18 protein-coding genes are annotated in these 20,364 nt (G+C 66.6%); 9 read left to right on the forward strand and 9 right to left on the reverse strand.

What is annotated here, in order from left to right; all coding sequences use genetic code 11:
- Positions 1-30 precede the first annotated feature (30 nt).
- The 4 genes from KIT53_RS11420 to KIT53_RS11435 form a co-directional block, all read right to left on the reverse strand.
- Complete coding sequence (locus tag KIT53_RS11420) at positions 31-1,068, reverse strand: DctP family TRAP transporter solute-binding subunit (protein WP_297752331.1); 1,038 nt, start codon at positions 1,066-1,068, stop codon at positions 31-33.
- 44 nt (positions 1,069-1,112) lie between these two features.
- Positions 1,113-2,411: a TRAP transporter large permease gene (locus KIT53_RS11425; RefSeq protein WP_297752335.1), complete on the reverse strand. Its 1,299-nt coding sequence runs from the start codon at positions 2,409-2,411 to the stop codon at positions 1,113-1,115.
- Entirely contained in the window at positions 2,408-2,959 is a 552-nt protein-coding gene (locus KIT53_RS11430) for a TRAP transporter small permease (RefSeq protein WP_297752338.1), read from the reverse strand. The genes KIT53_RS11425 and KIT53_RS11430 overlap by 4 nt, the downstream gene beginning before the upstream one ends.
- A gap of 125 nt (positions 2,960-3,084) precedes the next feature.
- Complete coding sequence (locus KIT53_RS11435) at positions 3,085-4,572, reverse strand: DegQ family serine endoprotease (protein ID WP_297752341.1); 1,488 nt, start codon at positions 4,570-4,572, stop codon at positions 3,085-3,087.
- Between the two features lie 137 nt (positions 4,573-4,709).
- On the opposite strand from KIT53_RS11435, the gene KIT53_RS11440 reads away from it, so the two are divergent.
- Entirely contained in the window at positions 4,710-5,693 is a 984-nt protein-coding gene (locus tag KIT53_RS11440; protein ID WP_297752345.1) for an NADPH:quinone oxidoreductase family protein, read from the forward strand.
- A 9-nt stretch (positions 5,694-5,702) separates the two neighbouring features.
- Here the strand turns inward: KIT53_RS11440 and KIT53_RS11445 are convergent, their stop codons facing one another.
- From KIT53_RS11445 to KIT53_RS11455, 3 genes are read right to left on the reverse strand one after another with little or no spacing between them, the layout of a single operon-like run.
- Complete coding sequence (locus tag KIT53_RS11445) at positions 5,703-6,668, reverse strand: tripartite tricarboxylate transporter substrate binding protein (RefSeq protein ID WP_297752348.1); 966 nt, start codon at positions 6,666-6,668, stop codon at positions 5,703-5,705.
- Positions 6,669-6,724: 56 nt separating this feature from the next.
- A complete protein-coding gene (locus KIT53_RS11450; protein WP_297752350.1) occupies positions 6,725-8,251 on the reverse strand; it encodes an aldehyde dehydrogenase family protein in 1,527 nt (508 codons plus the stop codon).
- Between the two features lie 11 nt (positions 8,252-8,262).
- Positions 8,263-9,213, reverse strand: coding sequence for a TauD/TfdA family dioxygenase (locus KIT53_RS11455; RefSeq protein WP_297752353.1), 951 nt, complete (start codon positions 9,211-9,213; stop codon positions 8,263-8,265).
- Between the two features lie 132 nt (positions 9,214-9,345).
- Between KIT53_RS11455 and KIT53_RS11460 the strand changes: the two genes are divergently transcribed.
- Positions 9,346-10,071, forward strand: coding sequence for a TetR/AcrR family transcriptional regulator (locus KIT53_RS11460; protein WP_297752356.1), 726 nt, complete (start codon positions 9,346-9,348; stop codon positions 10,069-10,071).
- Here KIT53_RS11460 and KIT53_RS11465 read toward each other — a convergent pair.
- The gene (locus KIT53_RS11465) at positions 10,058-11,023 is read right to left on the reverse strand and encodes an aldo/keto reductase (RefSeq protein WP_297752359.1); all 966 of its coding nucleotides are present in this window, start codon (positions 11,021-11,023) and stop codon (positions 10,058-10,060) included. The two genes, KIT53_RS11460 and KIT53_RS11465, sit on opposite strands and share 14 nt — an antisense overlap.
- A 38-nt stretch (positions 11,024-11,061) precedes the next feature.
- Positions 11,062-11,766, reverse strand: coding sequence for an SDR family NAD(P)-dependent oxidoreductase (locus KIT53_RS11470; RefSeq protein ID WP_297752362.1), 705 nt, complete (start codon positions 11,764-11,766; stop codon positions 11,062-11,064).
- 247 nt (positions 11,767-12,013) lie between these two features.
- Here KIT53_RS11470 and KIT53_RS11475 point away from each other — a divergent pair, with 247 nt between their 5' ends.
- From KIT53_RS11475 to KIT53_RS11505, 7 genes are all read left to right on the forward strand, one after another.
- On the forward strand, positions 12,014-13,735 hold the full coding sequence (locus KIT53_RS11475; protein ID WP_297752365.1) for an amidohydrolase family protein: 1,722 nt from the start codon (positions 12,014-12,016) through the stop codon (positions 13,733-13,735).
- 62 nt (positions 13,736-13,797) lie between these two features.
- Entirely contained in the window at positions 13,798-14,781 is a 984-nt protein-coding gene (locus KIT53_RS11480) for a tripartite tricarboxylate transporter substrate binding protein (protein WP_297752368.1), read from the forward strand.
- A gap of 10 nt (positions 14,782-14,791) precedes the next feature.
- A complete protein-coding gene (locus tag KIT53_RS11485; protein ID WP_297752371.1) occupies positions 14,792-16,540 on the forward strand; it encodes an amidohydrolase family protein in 1,749 nt (582 codons plus the stop codon).
- A 50-nt stretch (positions 16,541-16,590) separates the two neighbouring features.
- On the forward strand, positions 16,591-17,577 hold the full coding sequence (locus KIT53_RS11490; protein WP_297752374.1) for a tripartite tricarboxylate transporter substrate binding protein: 987 nt from the start codon (positions 16,591-16,593) through the stop codon (positions 17,575-17,577).
- A gap of 66 nt (positions 17,578-17,643) precedes the next feature.
- Positions 17,644-18,513, forward strand: coding sequence for a 3-keto-5-aminohexanoate cleavage protein (locus tag KIT53_RS11495; protein WP_297752377.1), 870 nt, complete (start codon positions 17,644-17,646; stop codon positions 18,511-18,513).
- Between the two features lie 10 nt (positions 18,514-18,523).
- Positions 18,524-19,441: a 3-keto-5-aminohexanoate cleavage protein gene (locus KIT53_RS11500; RefSeq protein ID WP_297752382.1), complete on the forward strand. Its 918-nt coding sequence runs from the start codon at positions 18,524-18,526 to the stop codon at positions 19,439-19,441.
- Positions 19,438-20,298 (forward strand): SDR family oxidoreductase, encoded by an 861-nt coding sequence (locus KIT53_RS11505; protein WP_297752385.1) that lies wholly within the window; start codon positions 19,438-19,440, stop codon positions 20,296-20,298. Before KIT53_RS11500 ends, KIT53_RS11505 begins: the two co-directional genes overlap by 4 nt.
- The last annotated feature ends 66 nt before the right edge of the window (positions 20,299-20,364 follow it).

The raw sequence follows: 20,364 nt of genomic DNA on the forward strand, positions 1-20,364 counted from the left end.
AGGCGGGGTTTGGGGTGATCGCGGCTCAGTTCACTTGCGGGCGGCCACGGCCTTCTCGGCCTTGGTCACGAGGTCGGCACCGATCTGCTTCTTCCACTTCTCATAGACCGGGCGCGTCACCTTGACGAACTCGGCGCGCTGCTCGGGCGTCAGTTCGGTGACGGTCACGCCCATGTCGGTGAGCTGCTTGACCAGCGGCTTGCCAGGTTCGACCAGACCCTTGCGCGCCAGCGCCTTGCCCTCCTTGCCGGCCTCGATGGCGGCCTGCTTGACAATGGCGCGGTCGGCCTCGCTCCAGCTCGCCCACACGTCCTTGTTGACGACGAAGATCAGCGGATCGGCGACGTAGCCCCACAGGGTGAGGTGCTTCTGCTCCACCGAAGGCAGCTTGGCCGCGAGGAACACCGACAGCGGGTTCTCCTGGCCGTCCACGGCACGGCTGGCCATGGCGGGCTGGGCATCGGCCCAGCTCATCTGCGTGGGGTTGGCGCCCAGCGCGGTGAAGGTGTCGAGGAACAGCGGCGAGCCGACCACGCGGATCTTCAGGCCCTTGAGGTCGGCCGGTGACTTGATGGCGTGCTTGGAGTTGGAGATCTCGCGGTAGCCGTTCTCACCCCATGCCAGCGGCACCGCGCCCGCGCGCTCGATGTCCTTGAAGAGCTGGGCACCCACCTCACCCGAGGTCAGCGCATCGATGGCGGCGAAGTCGGGCATCAGGAAGGGCATGGAGAACAGGTTGAGCTGGCGCACCTGCGGCGACCAGTTGATGGTCGAACCGACGGCGAGGTCGATCACGCCCTGGCGCAGGCCGCTGAACTCGCGCGTCTGGTCACCCTGTAGCAGCGACACGCCTGGATAGAGCTTGATGTTGATGCGGCCCTGCGTGCGCTCGCGCACGAGGTTGGCCCAGATCTCGCCGCTCTTGCCCCATGGGAAGGCGGTGCCCAGCACCAGCGACATGCGGTACTCGGCCTTGTAGGGCTGCTGCTGGGCCAGGGCGGTGCCTGTTCCCAATGCCAGCGTGGCGGCCGTGACGGCCAGGGTGGTGAGGAAGGAACGCAGTTTCATCTCGTGTCTCCTTGGTTGAAAAATGACGAGGCCGCTCGCGCGCCTCAGTAGCCCAGCCGGGTGGGAAGCCACAGCGCAAGCTGCGGGAAGGCCACCACCAGAATGGTCACGCACAGCATGGCGACGACCATCCAGCCGACCCAGCGAACAGTGTCTTCAATGCGCACCTTCGCAATGCGGCAGGACACCATCAGATTGACCGCCAGCGGCGGCGTGAACTGACCCAGGGCGACCATCATGGTAAGGACCACGCCGAACCACACCATGTCCCACTGAAAGTGCTGTGCGATGGGCATGAGCAGCGGCACGAAGATCAGGAAGATGGAGATGCCGTCGAGGAACATGCCCGCGAACGTGAGGAGCAGGATGATGAGCAGCATCACGCCGATCTCGCCCAGCCCCGAGTGCACGATGGCCTGGGTGATGGGATCGATGACGCCCAGTGTGGACAGCGAGAAGGCAAAGATACCTGCCAGGGAGACGACAATGAGAATCACGGCGGAGAGTTCTCCCGCCTCGCGAAAGATGTCGAAGAGGTCACGCACGCGGATCGTGCGGTGGACCACCATGCCAATGAACAAGCCATAGAACACAGCCACCACCGCGGCTTCGGTCGGCGTGAACCAGCCCATGCGCATGCCTCCGAGAATGAGCACGGGAGCGGCCAAGCCCCAGGAGGCCTCGCGCAGGCTGGACCAGAACGGCGGGCGTTCGAGCTCACCCTCGCGCTGGCCCATGCCGTGGCGACGCGCAAGCCAGACCGCCGGCACCACCAGGGCCAGGCCAACGAGCAGGCCCGGCACCATGCCTGCGGCAAACAGCGCCGGCACCGGCGCGCCCGGCACCAGCACCGAGTAGACGATGAACGCCACCGAGGGAGGAATGAGGATGTCGGTGGCGGCGGCCGCGCCCACCACGCTGGCGGAGTAGGCATCGGGGTAGCCGGCACGCTTCATGGCGGCAATCATCACGGCGCCCACGGCGGCAGCCGTGGCGGGCCCAGAGCCCGAGATGCCCCCCAGGAACATGGCCACCACGATGGCCACCAACGGCAGCATGCCGGGGCCGTGGCCCACGATGGACATGGCAAAGCGCACCAGACGCGAGGCCACGCCCGAGCGGTCGAAGATGGAGCCCACCAGCACGAACATCGGGATCGCCAGCAGCGGGTACTTGCCCAGGCCGGCGTAGAAGTTCTGCGGCACCGCGAGCAAACCGAACCATTGCGCGCTGTGATCGGCCAGGGCAATGGCGGCGGCCCCGGCCAGCCCGAGCGAGGCGGCGATGGGCACGCCCGCGAACATCGCGAGCAGGAAGATGAGGAACAGCAGCGCCGCGATCATGGCTGGGGACCCGCCTTGCGCAGACGGTTGAAGCGCCCCAGGGCACGCAACGCGATGGCCAGCGACAACACCGGCAGCCAGACCGAGTACCACCACTGCGGCAGCCCCAGCCCGGGAGAGATTTCCTCATAGACGTAGTGGTCCCAGACCATGCGCACACTCAGCCCCGCCATCAGCAGGAACAGCAGGGCCATGGCCAGCGCGCCCCAGAGTGCCAGCAGGTGGCGCCGGCGCGGCGAACCGGCGTCGGCGATGAACTCGATGCGGATATGGCGGTGCCGTGCCACGGCGGCCGAACTGGCCACCAGGGTGAGCACGATCATGAGGAAGACGGAAAACTCCTCCGTCCAGGCGAAGGACTGGTCGGTGAAGTAGCGCACGATGACGTTGGCGAACGTGATCAGCGCCAGCAGTGCCATCGAGATGACGGTGAGCCAGTCCTCGATGCGCAGGGGCACCCGGGTGTTTTCGTCGCTGGCGGGCGCTTCGGGAGCGGCTGGGCCGGCTTCGACGCGGCCATCGGGAGTGAGGTCGGATGGAGAAGACATGGGAGCTGGGAGCGGCGGCCCGTGGGGCCTGGGCTGCAACGGGGCGGCCCAGGATCATAGACGCATCCGCCCAGCGCCCCTGTCCTGTGGGCGCCACCCGCCGCGAGGGCGGGCTTTCGGGGTTCTCAGCCCAGGCGCACCGGCACGAAGATCTGGTCGCCGTCGCGCTGGATCAGCAGCGCCAGCGACTTGCGCGAACCATCGAGCAACGCCCGCACCTGCTCCACGTTCTGCACCGACTCGCCGTTCACCGCCAGCAGCACATCGCCTGGCTGTACGCCCGCCAGCGCGGCCGGGCCCTGGGCGTCTTCCACCAGCAGCCCGCCGCTCACGCCCGCCTCGCGCCGCTCCTGCGGCGCCAGCGGCCGCAGCGCGAGGCCCAGGCGGCCCTGGTCGGCCGGGTTGTCCGCGCGCGCGGTCTTCACGCCGGTGTCGGCCGCATCGCCCAGGCGCGCATTCAGGGCGAGATCCTTGCCGTCACGCCAGACATTGAGCCGCACCTGTTCGCCGGGTTTGGCCTGGCCGATGAGCGTCGGCAGATCGCCGGAGCCCACGATGGCCTGGCCGTTGACCTGGCGGACCACGTCGCCCACCTTCAGGCCAGCCTTGTCCGCGGGCCCACCGGGCTCCACGCTGCTGACCAGCGCGCCCTCGGGCCTGTCGAGGCGGAAGGACTCGGCCAGCGTCTGGTTGATCTCCTGGACCGCCACGCCCAGGCGGGCATGGCTCACCTTGCCGTGCGCCACGATCTCGTCCTTGACCTTGAGCACGGTCTCCATCGGGATGGCAAACGACAGGCCCTGGTAGCCTCCGGTGCGGCTGTAGATCTGCGAGTTGATGCCGACGACCTCGCCACGCGAGTTGAACAACGGCCCTCCGGAATTGCCTGGATTGACCGCCACGTCGGTCTGGATGAAGGGCACCATGCTGTCGTCCGGCAGCGAACGGCCCTTGGCACTCACCACACCCGCGGTCACGCTGTTCTCGAAGCCGAAAGGCGAGCCGATGGCCAGCACCCATTCCCCCACCTTCAAATCACGCGTGCTGCCCAGCGGCACGACGGGCAGGTCCTTGGCCTCGATCTTGAGCACGGCCACATCGGTCTTGGGGTCGCTGCCCAGCACCTTGGCGACGAACTCGCGCCGGTCGGTCAGCTTGACGGTCACGCGCTGCGCGTTGTGCACCACGTGGGCGTTCGTGAGGATCAAGCCATCGGCACTGACGATGAAACCCGACCCCTGGCCACGCTCCGGCACCTCGCGCCCGGCGCCATTGCCCTGACCACCCGGCATCTGGAAGCGCTTGAAGAACTCGAAGAACGGGTCATTGGGGTCGACCCCTGGCGGCAGGCGGCCGGCATCGGCGCGCTGCTCGCCCTGCGCGGGCGTCTTGCCGACCACGCTGATGTTGACCACGGCGGCGCCATGGCGCTGCGCGATCTGCGAGAAGTCCGGCATGGCGACGGTGGGCACGGCCGCCTGCTGCACGGCGGCCACCGGCGCGGCGGCACTGGCATGCCGGCCCGTGGCCAGACCGACGCTGGCGCCACCCACAATGCCCGCTGCGGCCAGGGAGAGCACCAGACGCGTCGCGGTGAGAGACAAGGTTTTCATGAGAGCTCCTTGAGCAAGAACAGGTTGGACATGCCGCCACTGTGCGCCGCCAGAGTTAGAGGAGGCTTAGGAAGGGGGCTTCGTCCCGGTTCCGCGCCAATGGATTTAAAATGGACTGACCATTTAAAGGATGAATCATGAAAGCCATCGTCTGCCGCGAATTTGCCCCCGTTGACCAACTGGTCTACATCGACATGCCCCGCAGGCCGCTGGCCCCAGGTGAGGTTCGCATCGCCATCAAGGCCGCCGGCACCAACTTCCCGGACTCTCTCAAGGTCGAAGGCCTGCACCAGATCAAACCCGAACTGCCCTGGGTGCCTGGCAGCGAATCCGCTGGCGTGGTGTCCGAGGTCGCGCCAGACGTCACGCAGTTCAAGGCAGGTGACCGCGTGATGGGCGTCTCCCGTGCGGACGGAGGTGGCTTCGCGCAGGAGATCGTGCTGCCCCAGGAACGCGTGTTCGCGCTCGCTCCCGCCATGAGCTTCGAGGCCGCCGCAGCCACGCCGGTGGTCTACGGCACCACGCTGTACGCCCTCAAGCAGCGCGGCCAGCTCCAGCCCGGCGAAACCGTGCTCGTGCTCGGCGCCGCCGGCGGTGTGGGCCTGGCCACGGTGCACCTGGCCAAGGCCATGGGTGCGCGCGTGATCGCCGCCGCCAGCACGCCCGAGAAACGCGCGCTCACGCTGCAACATGGCGCGGACCATGCCGTTGACTACACGCAACCGGACTGGCGCCTGCAAGTGAAGGAGCTGACCGGCGGCAAAGGAGCCGATGTGGTGTACGACCCGGTGGGTGGCGATGCCTTCGACGAAGCGGTCCGCGCCATCGGCTGGGGCGGCCGCTACCTGGTGATCGGCTTCACCTCGGGACGCATCCCCACGCTCAAGATCAACATGCCCCTGGTCAAGGGCTACGACGTGATCGGTGTGCGCTACGACGTGTGGCGCGACGGCTGGTGGCACGAGGCGCGCCTGAATCTGGAACAGATCCTGCGCTGGTGCGCCGAGGGCAAATTCCAGCCGCTGGTTTCGGCCAGCTACCCGCTGGCCGACGCCGTCGCCGCGCTGCGCAGCATCACCAGCCGCCAGACCAGCGGCAAGGTGGTGCTGGTCAACGACTGAGAGGCCGGCTCATCCGCCGAACTTCACCGGCGTAGTCTCCAGGATGCGCCGGATGCTGGCGTCCTCCCGTCTGGCCATCTGCATGACATCGGCTGCGGGGGTTGGCTTGAGAGACAGGCCTTGGGCGTGGAAGCGCTCGGCAAGTCCTGGCTCGGACAGTACCTTGCCCAGCGCGTCCTGCAGCCTGGCCATCACGTCTGCAGGGGTTCCAGCTGGCGCGAACATCGCGAAGGCAATCTCTTGCACGAAGCCCGGCACATGGCGACTGATGGGTTGACCTCCTGGAAACAGACTGGAGGGCTCCGCACTTGTCACGCCGATAACCTTTAGACGACCCGCCTTGAGGTGCTCCGCTGTCAAGGCCGATGGGGTATTGAAGTAGAACTTCACGTCGCCCGCCAGCACAGCCTGTACGGCGGGCGCGGCCCCCCGGTAGCCGATATAGACCAGATTCAAACGGGCCTCACGGGCCAGTAGTGCCGTCGTCACTTCGATGATCGGACCGGCGCCCGCGATGTCTACTCCCTTGGGCTGCTGGCGGGCCCAGGCCAGGAAACTGGGTACGTCGTCCGCTGGCACGCTGGGATGCGCCAGGATCGCCAGGGGCGTCACACCGACGCCCATGATCGGCATGAGGCTGCTGAAAGGATCGAAGTTTTCGTCCTTGGTCACCAGCGGGACCTGGACCAGACCGGTCACGGTAGAGTACAGCAGGTTGTAGCCATCGGCCGGTGAGCGTGCAGCGGCCAGGATGCCCACCGCCCCACCGCCCCCTGTACGGTTCTCCACAATCACGGACTGCCCTAGTGTTGCGCCCATCTGCTGCGCCAAGTAGCGAGAGATGGCATCTCCAGGGCCTCCGGGGGCGAAGTTGTAGATGAGTTTGATAGGGCGCACAGGGTACTGTTGCGCGTGGGCCAGCGGGGCCAATGCGGTCAACGACGAAGCGGCAATGATCTGGCGGCGGTTGAGCATGATCGTGGTCTCCTCTTTCTGGATGGGGTGAAATTCAGGGAACGCGCTGGCCGTGTTCAGCGTTTCTCAGGTGGGTTCTTGACCCATACGGCCTTGGTCTGGAGGTACTCCTCCATGTGCTCGGTGCCGGACTCGCGCCCGTAGCCGCTCATCTTGTAGCCCCCGAACGGCACCGCCGGGTCCATGGCCTGGTAGCAGTTCACCCACACCGAGCCCGTGCGCAAACCGCGCGAGACCCTCTGCGCATTGCCGATGTCCCTCGTCCACACCCCCGCACCCAGCCCGTAGGGCGTGTCGTTGCCCCGCCGGATCACTTCCTCGATGCTGTCGAACGGCATCGCCGAGATCACCGGCCCGAAGATCTCCTCCCGCGCGATCGCCATGCTGTCGGTCACGTTGGCGAAAATCGTCGGCGCCACGAAGTACCCATCGGCCAGCGCCCCCTCGGTGATGCGCTGACCGCCCGAGAGCGCCTGCGCCCCCTCGGCCTTGCCACTGGCCAGGTAGCCCGTCACCCGCTCCAACTGCGTGTCGCTCACCAGCGGACCGAGTTGCGTCTGCGGGTCCAGCGGGTCGCCCACGCGCAGCGTCTTGGCAAAGGCCGCCACGCGCTGCACGAATTCGTCGTGGATGCTGCGCTGCACGAACAGGCGCGTGCCCGCGCTGCAGATCTGCCCGGAGTTGTTGAACACCGCCATCGCCGCTCCCGGCACCGCCTGGTCTAGGTCGGCATCGGCGAAGACGATGTTGGGTGACTTGCCACCGAGTTCGACCGAGACGCGCTTCATGTTGCCCGCCGAGGCGCGCACGATGTGCTGCCCCACTTCGGTGGAGCCGGTGAAGGCGATCTTGTCCACCCCGGGGTGCGCGGAGAGCGCCGCGCCCGCTTCCCCGAAGCCGGTGACGATGTTGACCACGCCAGCGGGCACGCCCGCCTCCAGGCACAGCTCTCCCAGGCGCAGCGGCGACAGCGGCGCCTGCTCGGCGGGCTTGAGCACCATGGTGCAGCCCGTGGCCAGCACCGGGGCGATCTTCCAGATGGCCAGACCCAGCGGGCCGTTCCAGGGGTTGATGGCCGCCACCACCCCCACCGGCTCCTTGAGGGTGTAGGAGAAGATGTCGCCGTCCACCGAGTTGTCGATGGTGTGGCCGTGCGTGGCCGTGGCCAGGCCCGCGTAGTAGCGCAGCAGCGCCACGCCGCGGCGCCGCGCGGCCGAGGTGCGGGCGATGGGGCCACCCATGTCCAGGGTGTCGATCAGGCACAGTTCGTCGAAGTGCTTCTCCACCAGATCGGCCAGGCGCAGCAGCACGGCCTGGCGGTCAAAGGGCTTGAAGCGGCTCCACGGGCCTTCTTCGAAGGCGCGCCGCGCAGCCGCCACCGCGCGGTCGATGTCTTCCCGACCGGCTTCGGCCACTTCGGCCAGAACCTTGCCCGTGCTCGGGTTGTAGGTCTTGAACGTCTTGCCAGAGACCGACGGCACCAGCTTGCCGTCGATCAGCAGCAGCTTGGCCTTGCCGTCGAGAAAGGCGGGAGGATGGACGCGGTACTGCACACGGGCCTCTTCGGTTAGGGATGTATGCATGAAAGGCCCCGTCAATGCGGACGGTCTCCGATGATGGTCGCACGCATCATGCTGCGGACGTTGGGGTAGTAATCCATGATGGCGTAGTGCTGGACCGACCGGTTGTCCCAGAACACGATCGTGTTCTTGCGCCACTGGATCCGCACCTGAAATTCAGGCGTGCGCGCCTGGCGCAGGAGAAAGGCAAAAAGGTCGCGCGCCTGGGTCGGCGCATCGCGGTTCCAAACCCCCTCATTGATTTGCCGGTAGTTGGCGAAATGGGTTGTGAAAGCCTCATTGACATAGAGGATCTTCTCGCCGGTCTCGGGATGGGTGCGCACCACAGGATGCTCGACTGGGGGAATCTCTTCGCGCAGCTTGGCCCGGCCTTCAGACGTTGGCGTGCGGTTGGAGAAGACCACCGAAGCGTCGTGCATCGCGTTCAGGCCGATGAGCTTCTCCTTGACCGTATCGGGCAGGGATTCGTACGCGGCCACCATGTTCACAAAGATGGTGTCGCCGCCCACTTCCGGGCATTCGACGCAGCGAAGCACCGAACCCATCGATGGCTCCGGATAGAACGACGTATCCGAGTGGTAAACGTTCTCGACGCCGACGTTGACGTCGTTGTGCACGAACGTCACCAGTTCAGGATGGTCCGGATGGCGCTTGATGATCGGGTGCACTTCAAGTTTGCCGAAACGCCTGGCAAAGGCCACATGCTGCGCCGGCGTGACGTCCTGTTCGCGAAACACGAGCACCTTATGCCTTGCCAGCAGTTGGCGCAGCATCGCCACCTCCTGTTCATCGAATTCCGTCGCCAGGGAAATCCCGGAGAGTTCAAGACCCAGCGTGGGTGAAAGAAGCTTCCCCTGCCATGGGCCGAAGGAACCTCTGGCCATGGCAGGCGCTGGCGCTGTGCGGGGCGGCTTGGCCATCACGGCCACTGAGGGGTCTTTGGAAACTGCGCTCACGGTACTCATGTGTGCTCCTGAAGGTTTTGATAAAAATAGAATTGTTATTCTGATTTTATTTTCAGAAATATCAATGGTCCTTCCAATAGGGTTTTCACCAAGTCCAGCCCGCCACGAACACAAGGCTAAAGTAGCGCCACCATGAAGACAGGCAAAAACGCTCCAAGAGCACGCGAAACCGCCAAAACGCGTACGGCGCCGGCGATCGATCACCAACTGCTTGGAAGCCTGCGCGACTGGATAGCGCAAGGACGGCTGCCCGAACTCAACCCAACGCAGCAGGACCGCAGCCTGCGCACGGCGCTGGCCATGATCGAGGCGGGCCGGACCCTGCTCAGGGACCGTTCACTCGAAGATCTTTCGGTGGAAGCGGTGTGCCGCGCCGCGGGTACGACCGTAGGCGCCTTCTACGGAAGGTTCGAGAACAAGCAGGCTTTCTTTCTCACCATGGAACGCGTGCAAACCATGCAATCCGAAGCCGTACTGGCCGACTTCGCGGCCAGGCACGTGATCGGCAAGACCCGCCTGGACGATCTCTGCCAGGACATGGTGCACCTCACCGTGCAGGGTTTTCGCTCCAACGTTGGTGTACTGCGCGCTGCCCTGCAGCACACCAAGGAGGGCATGTGGGATCTCTTCAAGGCTTCCGGCGACCGCTACCGCGCCGCGCTCACCGTGCGAATGAAGCCACTGCTCACCCACCTTCCACCGAAGGAGCGAGAACTGCGGATCCTCTTCGCCTACCAGGCCCTTGCAGGCACGCTGGTGCACGCCACGCTGAACAACCCCGGACCGCTCCTCCTGGAGGACGAGGCTTTGATCACCGAACTGGCGCGCATGGTCAAGACCTACCTCAAGGCACCTTGAGATCGGACGCCTGGTCCAGCGCGTTCACGTCCTCGGCATTCAGCTTCAGCGACACCGCGCTCACGAGGTCCTTGAGCTGTTCCAGCGTGGTCGCGCTGGCGATGGGCGCGGTGATGCCAGGCTTGGCAAGCTGCCAGGCAATGGCCACCTGGGCCGGCGCGCAACCGTGGCGGGCGGCCACGGTGTCCAGCGCGTCCAGAATCGCCAGGCCGCGCGGATTGAGGTACTTGCCAATGGTGCTGGTGCCGCGCGCGCTCTTGGCGGCGTCCTCGGGCTTGCGGTACTTGCCGCTGAGGAAACCGGCGGCCAGCGCGTAGAACGTCAACACACCCACGCCGTGCGCCTGGCAGACCGGCAACAGATCGGTCTCGAATCCCTGACGGTCGTAGAGGTTGTAGAGCGGCTGCAAGGTCTCGTAGCGCGGCAGCCCGAGGCGCTCGCTCTCCGCCAGCGCCTGGCTCAGGCGGGCACCGCTGTAGTTGGAGGCACCGATGGCGCGCACCTTGCCCTCGCGGATCAGGTCGGCAAAGGCACCCAGTGTGTCGGCCAGCGGCGTGTCGGCATCGTCGTCGTGCGACTGGTAGAGGTCGATGCGGTCGGTCTTCAGGCGTTGGAGGGAAGCTTCGACAGCCTGGCGGATGTAGGCGGGGCGCAGTCCCTTCTTGTCCGGTCCCATGGGTTTGCCGACCTTGGTGGCGATCACGACCTTGTCGCGCTTGCCGCTGGCCTGCAACCAGTTGCCGATGATGGTCTCGGATTCACCACCCTGGTTGCCAGGCGCCCAGCTCGAATAGACGTCGGCGGTGTCGATGAGGTTGAAGCCGGCATCGACCCAGGCGTCCAGCAGACGGAAGGACTGCGCCTGATCCACGGTCCAGCCGAAGACATTGCCCCCAAAGGCAAGGGGCATGACCTGAATGCCGGAACGGCCGAGCGAACGGGTGGAGACCATGGCGCAATACCTCCTTGGGATGTAACGGGAGGCCGAGCTTAGCTCAGACCCGACACCGGCACACTGGCGCCGTGAATATCCCTCGCGGCATCCGAGGCCAGGAAAGCGATGACGCCTGCCAGCGATGCAGGCGATACCCACCGGGAGGGGTCCGCCTTGGGCATGTCCTTGCGGTTCTCCGGCGTGTCGATGATGCTGGGCAGCACACAGTTGACGTTGATGCCGCGCTCACGCAACTCGGCCGACATCGACTCCGTCAACCGCGCCACCGCGCTCTTGGATGCCGCATAGGCCCCCATGTTCGCACCGCCCTTGCCCGCCGCACCGGCACCGATGTTCACGATGCGGCCGCCACCTGCGGCCAGCATCGCGGGCACCACGGCGCGCGCGGTGTGCAGCACCGAGCGCACGTTGAGCCCCATGAGGAAATCCCAGGTGCCGTCCGACGTTTCGTGCACCGGCTCACCCATGCGGAAGCCGCCTGCCAGGTTGCAGAGCACGTCGATGCGGCCGAAGCGCTGCAAGGCCTGCTGCACCGCACTCTGCACGGACGCCGCGTCCAGCAGGTTGGCGGCCAGGCTGAGCTGGCGTTCGCCATCCGTGCCGAACACGCTGTTGAGCTGCGCCTGTTCTCGATCCAGCAGGACCAAGGTCCAACCATTTGAGGAAAACATCTGGGCAACCGCTTTTCCGAGATTGCCGCAAGCACCGGTGATCAGGACAGTTTGCATATCTTTTTTCATTCAACTAGTATATGGTCTTACCATTCTTTGAGCCAAGCACAGGCAAGCCTTGGATCAGGATGGGGTCGCCATTATTCAACGCCCCGTCCGATTCGGTTGGCAATATTCAAATTGTTGCAATGTCAACCTATTATGTTGACATTGCAACCTGATGCAGCGAGAATCCCGTACCTCGCGGGGCATGCGGCGCGTCTGCGCCAGAGGCCCTCCGCGCGGTGGAGACAAGATTTCAGAAGGACGAACGACGATGAGCAGCACCTTGGACCTGGTGATTCGTGGCGGCGCGGTGGCAGACGGCCTGGGCGGCCCACTGGTGCAAGCCGACGTGGCGATCGACAAAGGCGTGATCGTGCAAGTGGGCAAGGTGACGGCCCAGGGCCGCGAGGAAATCGACGCACGGCACCACATGGTGGCGCCGGGTTTCGTCGACATCCACACCCACTACGATGGCCAGGCCGTCTGGGACCAGCGCTTCGCGCCATCCAGCTGGCACGGCGTGACCACCGCCGTCATGGGCAACTGCGGCGTGGGTTTCGCGCCCGTGCGCAAGCAGGATCGCGACCGCCTCATCGACCTGATGGAAGGGGTGGAGGACATCCCTGGCGTGGCGCTGCAGGAAGGCCTGGACTGGGCCTGGGAGAGTTTCTCCGACTACCTGGATGCGCTGGAGCGCAAGCCGCACGACATCGACTTCGGCGCCCAGCTTCCCCACGCCGCCTTGCGCGTGTACGTGATGGGCGAGCGCGCCTCGCGGCTCGAAATAGCCACCGCCGAGGACCGTGCCCGCATGCGGACACTGACCACCGAGGCCATGCGCGCCGGCGCGATCGGCTTCTCCACCTCGCGCTCGATCAACCACAAATCCATCAAGGGCACGCCCACCCCCACGCTCAAGGCGTCGGAAGAAGAGCTGATGGCCATCGCCATGGGCGTGAAGGACGCCGGGCGCGGCGTGCTGCAGATGATCACCGACTTCGACGGCGAGGACGTGGACGGCGAGTTCCAGCTCATGCGCCGCCTGACGGAGGCCTCCGGCCGGCCGCTGTCGTTCTCGCTGATGCAGAAACACAAGAACCCGCGCGGCTGGCAGCGCATCCTGGAGCTCACGCGCCAGGCCAACCAGGACGGCCTGCGCATGCTGGCCCAGGTGGCACCGCGCGGCGTGGGCATCATGCTGGGCCTGCAGGGCAGCCGCAACGTGTTCTCCGAGTGCCCCAGCTACCAGGCGATTGCCGAGCTGCCTTTCGCCGAGCGCGTGGCCCGCATGCGGCAGCCCGAGGTGCGTGCCGCCTTGTTGCGGGAGCTGCCGCACAGCGGCAAGACGCCGCTGGGCATGCGCCTGGTGGAGTTCACCAACATCTTCGCTTTCGGCAATCCGCCCGAGTACGACCCCGGCCCGGAGAAGTCGGTGGCCGCCATCGCCGCACGCGAGGGCCGCGAACCGGGCGAAGTGGCGTACGACCTGATGATGGCCGACGACGGTCACGGCATGCTGTACTCGCCCTTTGCCAACTACGCGGACCGCAGCCTGGATGCTTGCGGCGACATGATCGCGCACCCGGACACCGTGATCGGCCTGGGTGATGGCGGAGCGCACGTGGGCCTGGTCTGTGACTCCAGCTTCCAGACCTTCGTGCTCAGCCACTGGGGCGGCGAGAAGGGCCGCTTCGACCTGCCCTGGCTGATCAAGCGCCAGTCGCACGACACCGCTCGCGCGGTTGGCCTGAGCGACCGTGGCGTGATCGCACCCGGCATGAAGGCCGACATCAATGTGCTCAACCCGGATGCGCTGGGCATGGCCGTGCCGCACATGCAGTTCGACCTGCCTGCCGGAGGCCGCCGCCTCATGCAGCGCGCCCAGGGCTATGCCGCGACCATCGTGTCGGGCACGCCGGTGTACCGCCATGGCGAAGCCACCGGCGCCCTGCCTGGCCGCCTGGTGCGCGGCCCCCAGAACGCACCGGCCTGAGTGCGCGCGACCCGTTCGCGGACGGGTCTCTTCGCGACCACGACAACGACAGGAGACACACCATGACATCCCTACGCTTCCTGCGCCGCACGGCATGGGCCGCGCTGCTTTCGCTGGCAGCCGCCTGGCATGCCCCCGCCCTGGCCGAATGGCCGGAAAAACCGGTCCGCATGGTGTGGCCTTTCGCCGCTGGCGGCCTGGGCGCCAACCTGGCGCGCATCCTGGCAGAAGGCCTGCAACAACAACTGGGTCAGCCGGTGTATGTGGATGCCAAGCCCGGCGGCGGTGGCGTGGTGGCGTTCCAGCTCACCAAGCAGGCGGAGCCGGACGGCTACACCATCATGCTCGGCACCAACAGCACATCCACGCTGCTGCCCTCCATCCAGAAGAACCTGCCCTTCGACCCGAGCAAGGACTTCGAGCACGTGGCCATGGTCTACGTGGGTGGCAATGCGGTGGTGGTGCGCGCGGACAGCCCGATCAAGGACTTCGCCGACCTGCGCGCGCAAGCCAAGGCCAACCCCGGCAAGCTGAACTTCGGCTCGGCGGGCAACGGCACCACCTACCACCTGATGCCCTCCATGTTCGATCTGCTCAACGGCTCGAAGATGGTTCACGTCCCGTACAAGGGCGGGGCCCCAGCCTACATGGGCCTGCTGGGCGGCGAGGTGTCGGTGGTCTTCGGCGACCTGTCGTCCCTGCCACACGTGCGCGCGGGCAAGATGCGCGCCCTGGCCGTGATGAGCCCCAAGCGCCTGGAAGCAGCGCCCGAGATCCCCACCACCGCCGAGCTGGGCATGCCGGATCTGGTGATGGAGTCGTTCTACGGCATCTTCGCCCCGCTGGGCACGCCCAAGCCCATCCTGGACAAGCTGAACAAGGCCACCATCGCCGTGTTGGGCATGCCGTCCACGCAGGCTCAGCTCAAGACGCTGATGATGGAAGCCGCCCCGGACCAGAGCCCCAAGTATTTCGCCGACAAGATCAAGTCCGAAACCGCCCGCTGGCGGCCGGTGATCGAGAAGGCTGGCATCACCGCAGAATAAGGATTCCCGCATGACGACCGCAACCGAGTTCGACCTGGTCATACGCAACGGCCAGGTGGTGGACGGCACCGGCGCTCCCGCCTTTGCCGCCGACGTGGCCATCAAGGACGGCCGCATCGCGGCCGTGGGCCAGGTGGCTGGCAAGGGACGCCAGGAACTGGACGCCCAGGGTCTGCTGGTTACTCCGGGCTTCGTCGACATCCACACCCACTACGACGGCCAGGCCATCTGGGACCGGCAGCTCACACCCGGTTCGTGGCACGGCGTGACCACGGTGGTCATGGGCAACTGCGGCGTGGGTTTCGCGCCCGTGCGCCCGACCGACCGCGATGCGCTGATCGAGCTCATGGAAGGCGTTGAAGACATCCCCGGCCCCTGCCTGGTCGAAGGCCTGCAATGGAACTGGGAGAGCTTCGGGGAATACCTGGACGCGCTGGACGCGCACCAGCGCGACACCGACATCTGCGCCCAACTGCCACACGGTCCCCTGCGCGTGTACGTGATGGGCGAGCGCGCATTGCGCCTGGAGAACGCCACGGCGGAAGACATCGCGCAGATGCGAGAGATCGCCGCCGAGGCCATGCGCGCCGGTGCCCTGGGCTTCTCCACCTCGCGCACCATCAGCCACAAGACCGCCAAGGGCGACCCCACCCCCATGCTGCGCGCGCAGGAAGAGGAACTGCTGGGCATCGCCATGGGCCTGGCCGACGCGGGCCATGGCCAGCTGGAATTCGTGTCCGACTGGGACCAGCCCAGCCCGGCCGGCGAGTTCGCGATGATGCGCCGCCTGGTGGAAAAGTCCGGGCGCAGTTGCGTGTTCTCGCTCAATCAGCGGCACGGTGACCGCAAGGACGTCTGGCGTGAACTGCTGGCGCTCTCGGACCAGGCGGCCGCAGACGGGCTTCGCATCCGTCCCGTGACCGCGCCGCGGCCCATCGGTTCGCTGTTCGGCCTCAGCGGCACGCAGAATCCGTTCGCGGCCACGCCCACCTACCGCAGCATCGCGAACCTGCCTCTGGCCGAACGCGTGGCCCGCATGCGCGACCCCGAGGTGCGCCGCCGCATCCTGAGCGAGGACCCCTACAAGGACAGCACTTTCCCACTGTTCGAGCGCATGGGCTTCGAGAAGATGTACGAGCACATGTTCCTGCTGGGCGATCCGCCGAACTACGAACCGCCGCGCGAGAGTTCCATCGCCAACATCGCCCGCCGCGAGGGCCGCAGCGGCTCGGAAGTGGCGTACGACATGCTGCTCGAAGACGGCGGACACAGCTTCCTCTACGCCACGTTCACGGGCTTTCACGACTACGTCTGCGAGCCGACGCGCGAGATGCTCAACCACCCCAACGCCATGATCGGTCTGGGCGACGGCGGCGCACACGTGGGCTTCATCACCGACGCCTGCTTCCCCACCTACCTGCTTACGCACTGGGGCCGCGACCGCGCCAGCGGCCGCCAGCCGGTGGAAGAGCTGGTGCGCCGTTACACCAGCGACCCGGCGTTCACCGTCGGCCTTCTGGACCGTGGCGTGATCAAGCCGGGCATGAAGGCCGATGTCAACATCATCGACTTCGACCGCCTCGCGCTGGGCAAGCCCTACGTGGTGGACGACCTGCCCGCTGGCGGCAAACGCCTGCTGCAGAAGGCCAGCGGCTACAAGGCCACCATCCTCTCGGGCGAAATCACCTACCTGGATGGCGAGTCCACCGGCGCCACGCCAGGCCGCTTGGTGCGCGGACCGCAGAACACCCCGGCCTGACGACGGTCCGTCAGCCCTCGCATTCCATCTTTCAACACACGGAGACAACCATGACGTCCTTCAAGATGATGCGCCGCACCGCGGTGACCGCCCTGGTCGCGCTGGTCGCCAGCTGGCAAGCGCCCGCCCTTGCCCAGCAATACCCCGACAGGCCCATCAAGTTCGTCTGGCCTTACGCCGCCGGCGGCCTGGGCGCCAACCTGGCGCGCCTGCTCACCGACGGTCTGCAGGAACGTCTGGGCCAGCCGGTGGTGATGGACGTGCGTCCCGGTGCCGGCGGTACGCTGGGCACGGCGGCGATCAAGAACGCCGCGCCCGACGGCTACACCATTGGCCTGAGCACCATCGCGCCGCTGTCCCTGGGCCCCAGCCTGTACAAGAACCTGCCCTACGACTCGACCAAGGACTTCGAGCCGGTGGCCATGACCTTCATCGGCCCCAACCTCATCGTGGTGAACTCGTCCAGCCCGATCAAGACTTTTGGTGATCTGGTGGCCTTCGCCAAGGCCAACCCGGGCAAGCTGAGCTACGGCACAGCGGGCAATGGCAGCACCTTCCACCTCACGGCCGGCCTGTTCTCTCAGCTCACCAATGGCCAGATGATCAACGTGCCCTACCGCGGCGGCGCGCCGGCCTTCATGGGTCTGCTCGGCGGTGAGGTGCAGGTGGTCTTCGGCAACACCGACTCCCTGCCGCACGTGGCCGCGGGCAAGATGCGCGCGCTCGCCGTCATGAGCCCCAAGCGTGTCTCCATCGCGCCCGACGTGCCCACCACCGCCGAACTCGGCATGCCCGAGCTGATGCTCGAGTCCTGGTACGGTGTGATCGCACCCGCCGGCACGCCCAAGCCCATCATCGACCGGCTCAACCGCGAGATCGCGGCCGTGCTGGAGACGCCGCGCGTGAAGGACGCGCTGAAGACACTCAATACCGAAGTGGCGCCCGACACCAGCACGGCCACCTTCCGCAAGACCATCGCCAGCGAGATCGCTCGCTGGAAGCCGGTGATCCAGGCCGCCGGCATCACGGCGGAATAAGCCGCCGTCCGCGCCGAGGCCCGGGCCTCCCCGGGCCGTTTCTCTCGCTTCACCGGAGGGCTGTCCATGCGCGTGGTGATGATCGAGTCGGCGATCAATGGCAACCAGATGCGCGACCGCAACCCGCATGTGCCATGGTCGACCAGCGAGATCGTGGCGGATGCGATCGCCGTCTGCCGCGCAGGCGCTTCGCTGGTCCATTTTCATGTGCGCGACCCGCACGACGGAGCCTGGGTGCACGACGTGCCGAGCTACGCCGCGGCCATCCGGGGCATACGCGCCGGCTGCGACGCCCTGCTGTGGCCCACGCTGGCCAATGGCACAGATCCCGTGCTGCGCTACCAGCACATGTTCGGCCTCGCGGCAGACCCGGCCACGCGGCCCGACCTGGGCCTGTGCGACCCCGGTTCAGTCAACCTGGCGGGCTACGACCCGATCACGCGGCAACTGCGCGGCGAACGCACCTACCTGAACAGCGCGGAGAACAGCCGCTACTTTCTGCAGGCATGTAAAGAGCTGGGCCTGCGCCCCAGCGTGCAGGTGTTCGACGCCAGCTTCCTGCGGGCCGCGCTGGTGTTCCTGGAGCAGGGCCTGCTGGCCGAACCCCTGATGCTCAAGTTCTACCTGGGCGGACCCGCCGTTCCCGTGGGGCTGCCTCCCACACGCGCCAGCCTGCTGGCCTGCCTCCAGATGCTGGCCGGGGTGCGCTGCCACTGGTTTGCCGGCGCGCTGGGCGCGGACATCGCACCGCTCATACCGGACATCGTGGAGCTCGGTGGCCACGTGCGCGTGGGCTTCGAAGACTGTCTGCATGCCGACGGCCCCTCGCCGCCACTGACCAATCCGCAGATCGTCGAGCGCGCGGCGGATGCCATCCGAGCGCTCGGACACCAGGTCGCCACGCCGGCGGACGCTCGTCGCCTGATCGAACCCTGAGGACCGCTGCATGCCCGAACGCAAAAAACTCATCATCGAGGTGCGCGCGAATGAGTACGCCATGCGAGCGCGCAACCCGCATGTGCCCTGGAGCGCCGAGGAGATCGGCCAGGATGCGGCGGAGTGCCGCGCCGCAGGCGCGTCCATCGTGCACTTCCATGCGCGCGGACCCGCCGGCGAACCGGCCTTCGGGCTGGAGAGCTACCGGGCACCCATCAGGGCCATCCGCGCGCGCTGCGACATGCTGGTCTACCCCACGCTGGGCGCCTTCGAACGGCCACTGTCGGCGCAGGAACGTGTCGCCCACATCGTCGAACTCGCCCGCCAGGGAGAAGCACCCGACATCGCCCCCATGGACATGGGGTCGACCAACGCGGACCGTTTCGACGCCGCCAGCGGCTGGTTCACCACCGAAGACCGCACCTACATCAACAGCCATGCCACGCTGCGTCATTTCGCCCATGCCTTGGGCGAGGCCGGCGTCAAGCCGCAACTGGTGTGCTGGAACCTGCCCATGCTGCGCAGCGCCACCGCTTTCCTGCGCGCCGGCCTGATCGCGCAGCCCGCCTGGATCTACCTGGGACTGAGCGCGGCCTCGCTCGCGCACCACCCGCCGACCTTGCGCGGATTGATGGCGCTGGTGGATTTCCTGCCAGACGATGTCCGTTGCGAGTGGACGGTCGCGCTGACCGGCGCCAACCTGCTGCCACTCGCCGCCACGGCCGTGGCGCTGGGTGGGCATGTCTCCATCGGCGTTGGCGACCACGACTACGCCGAACTGGGCTCGCCACGCAACGCCGAGCTGGTGCGCCGCGTGGTCGAGATGGCGCGCAACTGCGGCCGTGAACCCGCCACGCCCGACGAGGCCCGCGCCATGCTGGGCATGCCGGCTCGAAACACCGTCCATTCGACGAAAGACCTGGCATGACCCCCTCGAACCGACTCGACGCCCGCGTGGCGGTCATCACCGGCGCAGCGGGCGGACTGGGTGCCGGCATCGCGCGCCATCTGGCGCGCCTCGGCGCACACCTGGCGTTGCTGGAGCCTCGCGGCGAGAGTCTCGACAACCTGATCGAGGAGCTCCGCGGCTGCGGCGCCACGGTCCAGGCCGTGGCCTGTGACGTTACGGACGAGTCCGCTGTGGCCCGCGCTGCGCAAACCGTACTGGCCCAACAGGGACGCTGCGACATCCTGGTCAACAACGCCGGCATCCTGGTGCCTGCGAGTCCGCTGGAGAAGCTATCGCTGAGCGACTGGAACCGCAGCATGGCGGTCAACCTCACGGGCGTGCTGCTCTGTACCCAGTCCTTTGGACGCGCCATGCTGCGCCAGGCCAGCGGCAGCATCATCAACATCGGCTCCATCGGTGCGCAGAGCCCCAATACCTCGCCCCCCTACAGCGTGACCAAGGCCGGCGTGCTGGCGTTGACGCGCCACACCGCCGTGGAATGGGGACCCATGGGTGTGCGCACCAACTCGGTCAGCCCCGGTTTTCTGCGCACACCCCTGTCAGAGGTGCACTACGCGAACCCCGACATGCTGCAGTTGCGCACGCAGGTCATTCCTGTGCGGCGCCTGGGAACGGCGGACGACATTGCGGCGGTGGTGGCTTTCTTGGCCAGCGACGCGGCAGCCTTCGTCAACGGGCAGGACATCGTGGCCGACGGCGGCTTCCTGCACACCACGCTGATGCATGTGCACAAGCACGCCGACCAGTATGGCGGCACCCATCAGGCGGACCTGAGTCCTTTCGCGCGGCTCCAGGCCAAGACATCCTCTGGCTGAGTATCAACGATTCATTGGACCGACCTGTTAATAGGTTTAATATTTCAAATATAGTCTCACCTCCCA

This window comes from Hydrogenophaga sp. (genome assembly GCF_026125785.1).
Lineage (GTDB): Bacteria > Pseudomonadota > Gammaproteobacteria > Burkholderiales > Burkholderiaceae_C > Hydrogenophaga.

Bases quoted from the DNA above. Each gene is read 5' to 3' on its own strand.
- KIT53_RS11420 (WP_297752331.1), bottom strand. From the start codon at position 1,068: ATGAAACTGCGTTCCTTCCTCACCACCCTGGCCGTCACGGCCGCCACG.
- KIT53_RS11425 (WP_297752335.1), bottom strand. From the start codon at position 2,411: ATGATCGCGGCGCTGCTGTTCCTCATCTTCCTGCTCGCGATGTTCGCG.
- KIT53_RS11430 (WP_297752338.1), bottom strand. From the start codon at position 2,959: ATGTCTTCTCCATCCGACCTCACTCCCGATGGCCGCGTCGAAGCCGGC.
- KIT53_RS11435 (WP_297752341.1), bottom strand. From the start codon at position 4,572: ATGAAAACCTTGTCTCTCACCGCGACGCGTCTGGTGCTCTCCCTGGCC.
- KIT53_RS11440 (WP_297752345.1), top strand. From the start codon at position 4,710: ATGAAAGCCATCGTCTGCCGCGAATTTGCCCCCGTTGACCAACTGGTC.
- KIT53_RS11445 (WP_297752348.1), bottom strand. From the start codon at position 6,668: ATGCTCAACCGCCGCCAGATCATTGCCGCTTCGTCGTTGACCGCATTG.
- KIT53_RS11450 (WP_297752350.1), bottom strand. From the start codon at position 8,251: ATGCATACATCCCTAACCGAAGAGGCCCGTGTGCAGTACCGCGTCCAT.
- KIT53_RS11455 (WP_297752353.1), bottom strand. From the start codon at position 9,213: ATGAGTACCGTGAGCGCAGTTTCCAAAGACCCCTCAGTGGCCGTGATG.
- KIT53_RS11460 (WP_297752356.1), top strand. From the start codon at position 9,346: ATGAAGACAGGCAAAAACGCTCCAAGAGCACGCGAAACCGCCAAAACG.
- KIT53_RS11465 (WP_297752359.1), bottom strand. From the start codon at position 11,023: ATGGTCTCCACCCGTTCGCTCGGCCGTTCCGGCATTCAGGTCATGCCC.
- KIT53_RS11470 (WP_297752362.1), bottom strand. From the start codon at position 11,766: ATGAAAAAAGATATGCAAACTGTCCTGATCACCGGTGCTTGCGGCAAT.
- KIT53_RS11475 (WP_297752365.1), top strand. From the start codon at position 12,014: ATGAGCAGCACCTTGGACCTGGTGATTCGTGGCGGCGCGGTGGCAGAC.
- KIT53_RS11480 (WP_297752368.1), top strand. From the start codon at position 13,798: ATGACATCCCTACGCTTCCTGCGCCGCACGGCATGGGCCGCGCTGCTT.
- KIT53_RS11485 (WP_297752371.1), top strand. From the start codon at position 14,792: ATGACGACCGCAACCGAGTTCGACCTGGTCATACGCAACGGCCAGGTG.
- KIT53_RS11490 (WP_297752374.1), top strand. From the start codon at position 16,591: ATGACGTCCTTCAAGATGATGCGCCGCACCGCGGTGACCGCCCTGGTC.
- KIT53_RS11495 (WP_297752377.1), top strand. From the start codon at position 17,644: ATGCGCGTGGTGATGATCGAGTCGGCGATCAATGGCAACCAGATGCGC.
- KIT53_RS11500 (WP_297752382.1), top strand. From the start codon at position 18,524: ATGCCCGAACGCAAAAAACTCATCATCGAGGTGCGCGCGAATGAGTAC.
- KIT53_RS11505 (WP_297752385.1), top strand. From the start codon at position 19,438: ATGACCCCCTCGAACCGACTCGACGCCCGCGTGGCGGTCATCACCGGC.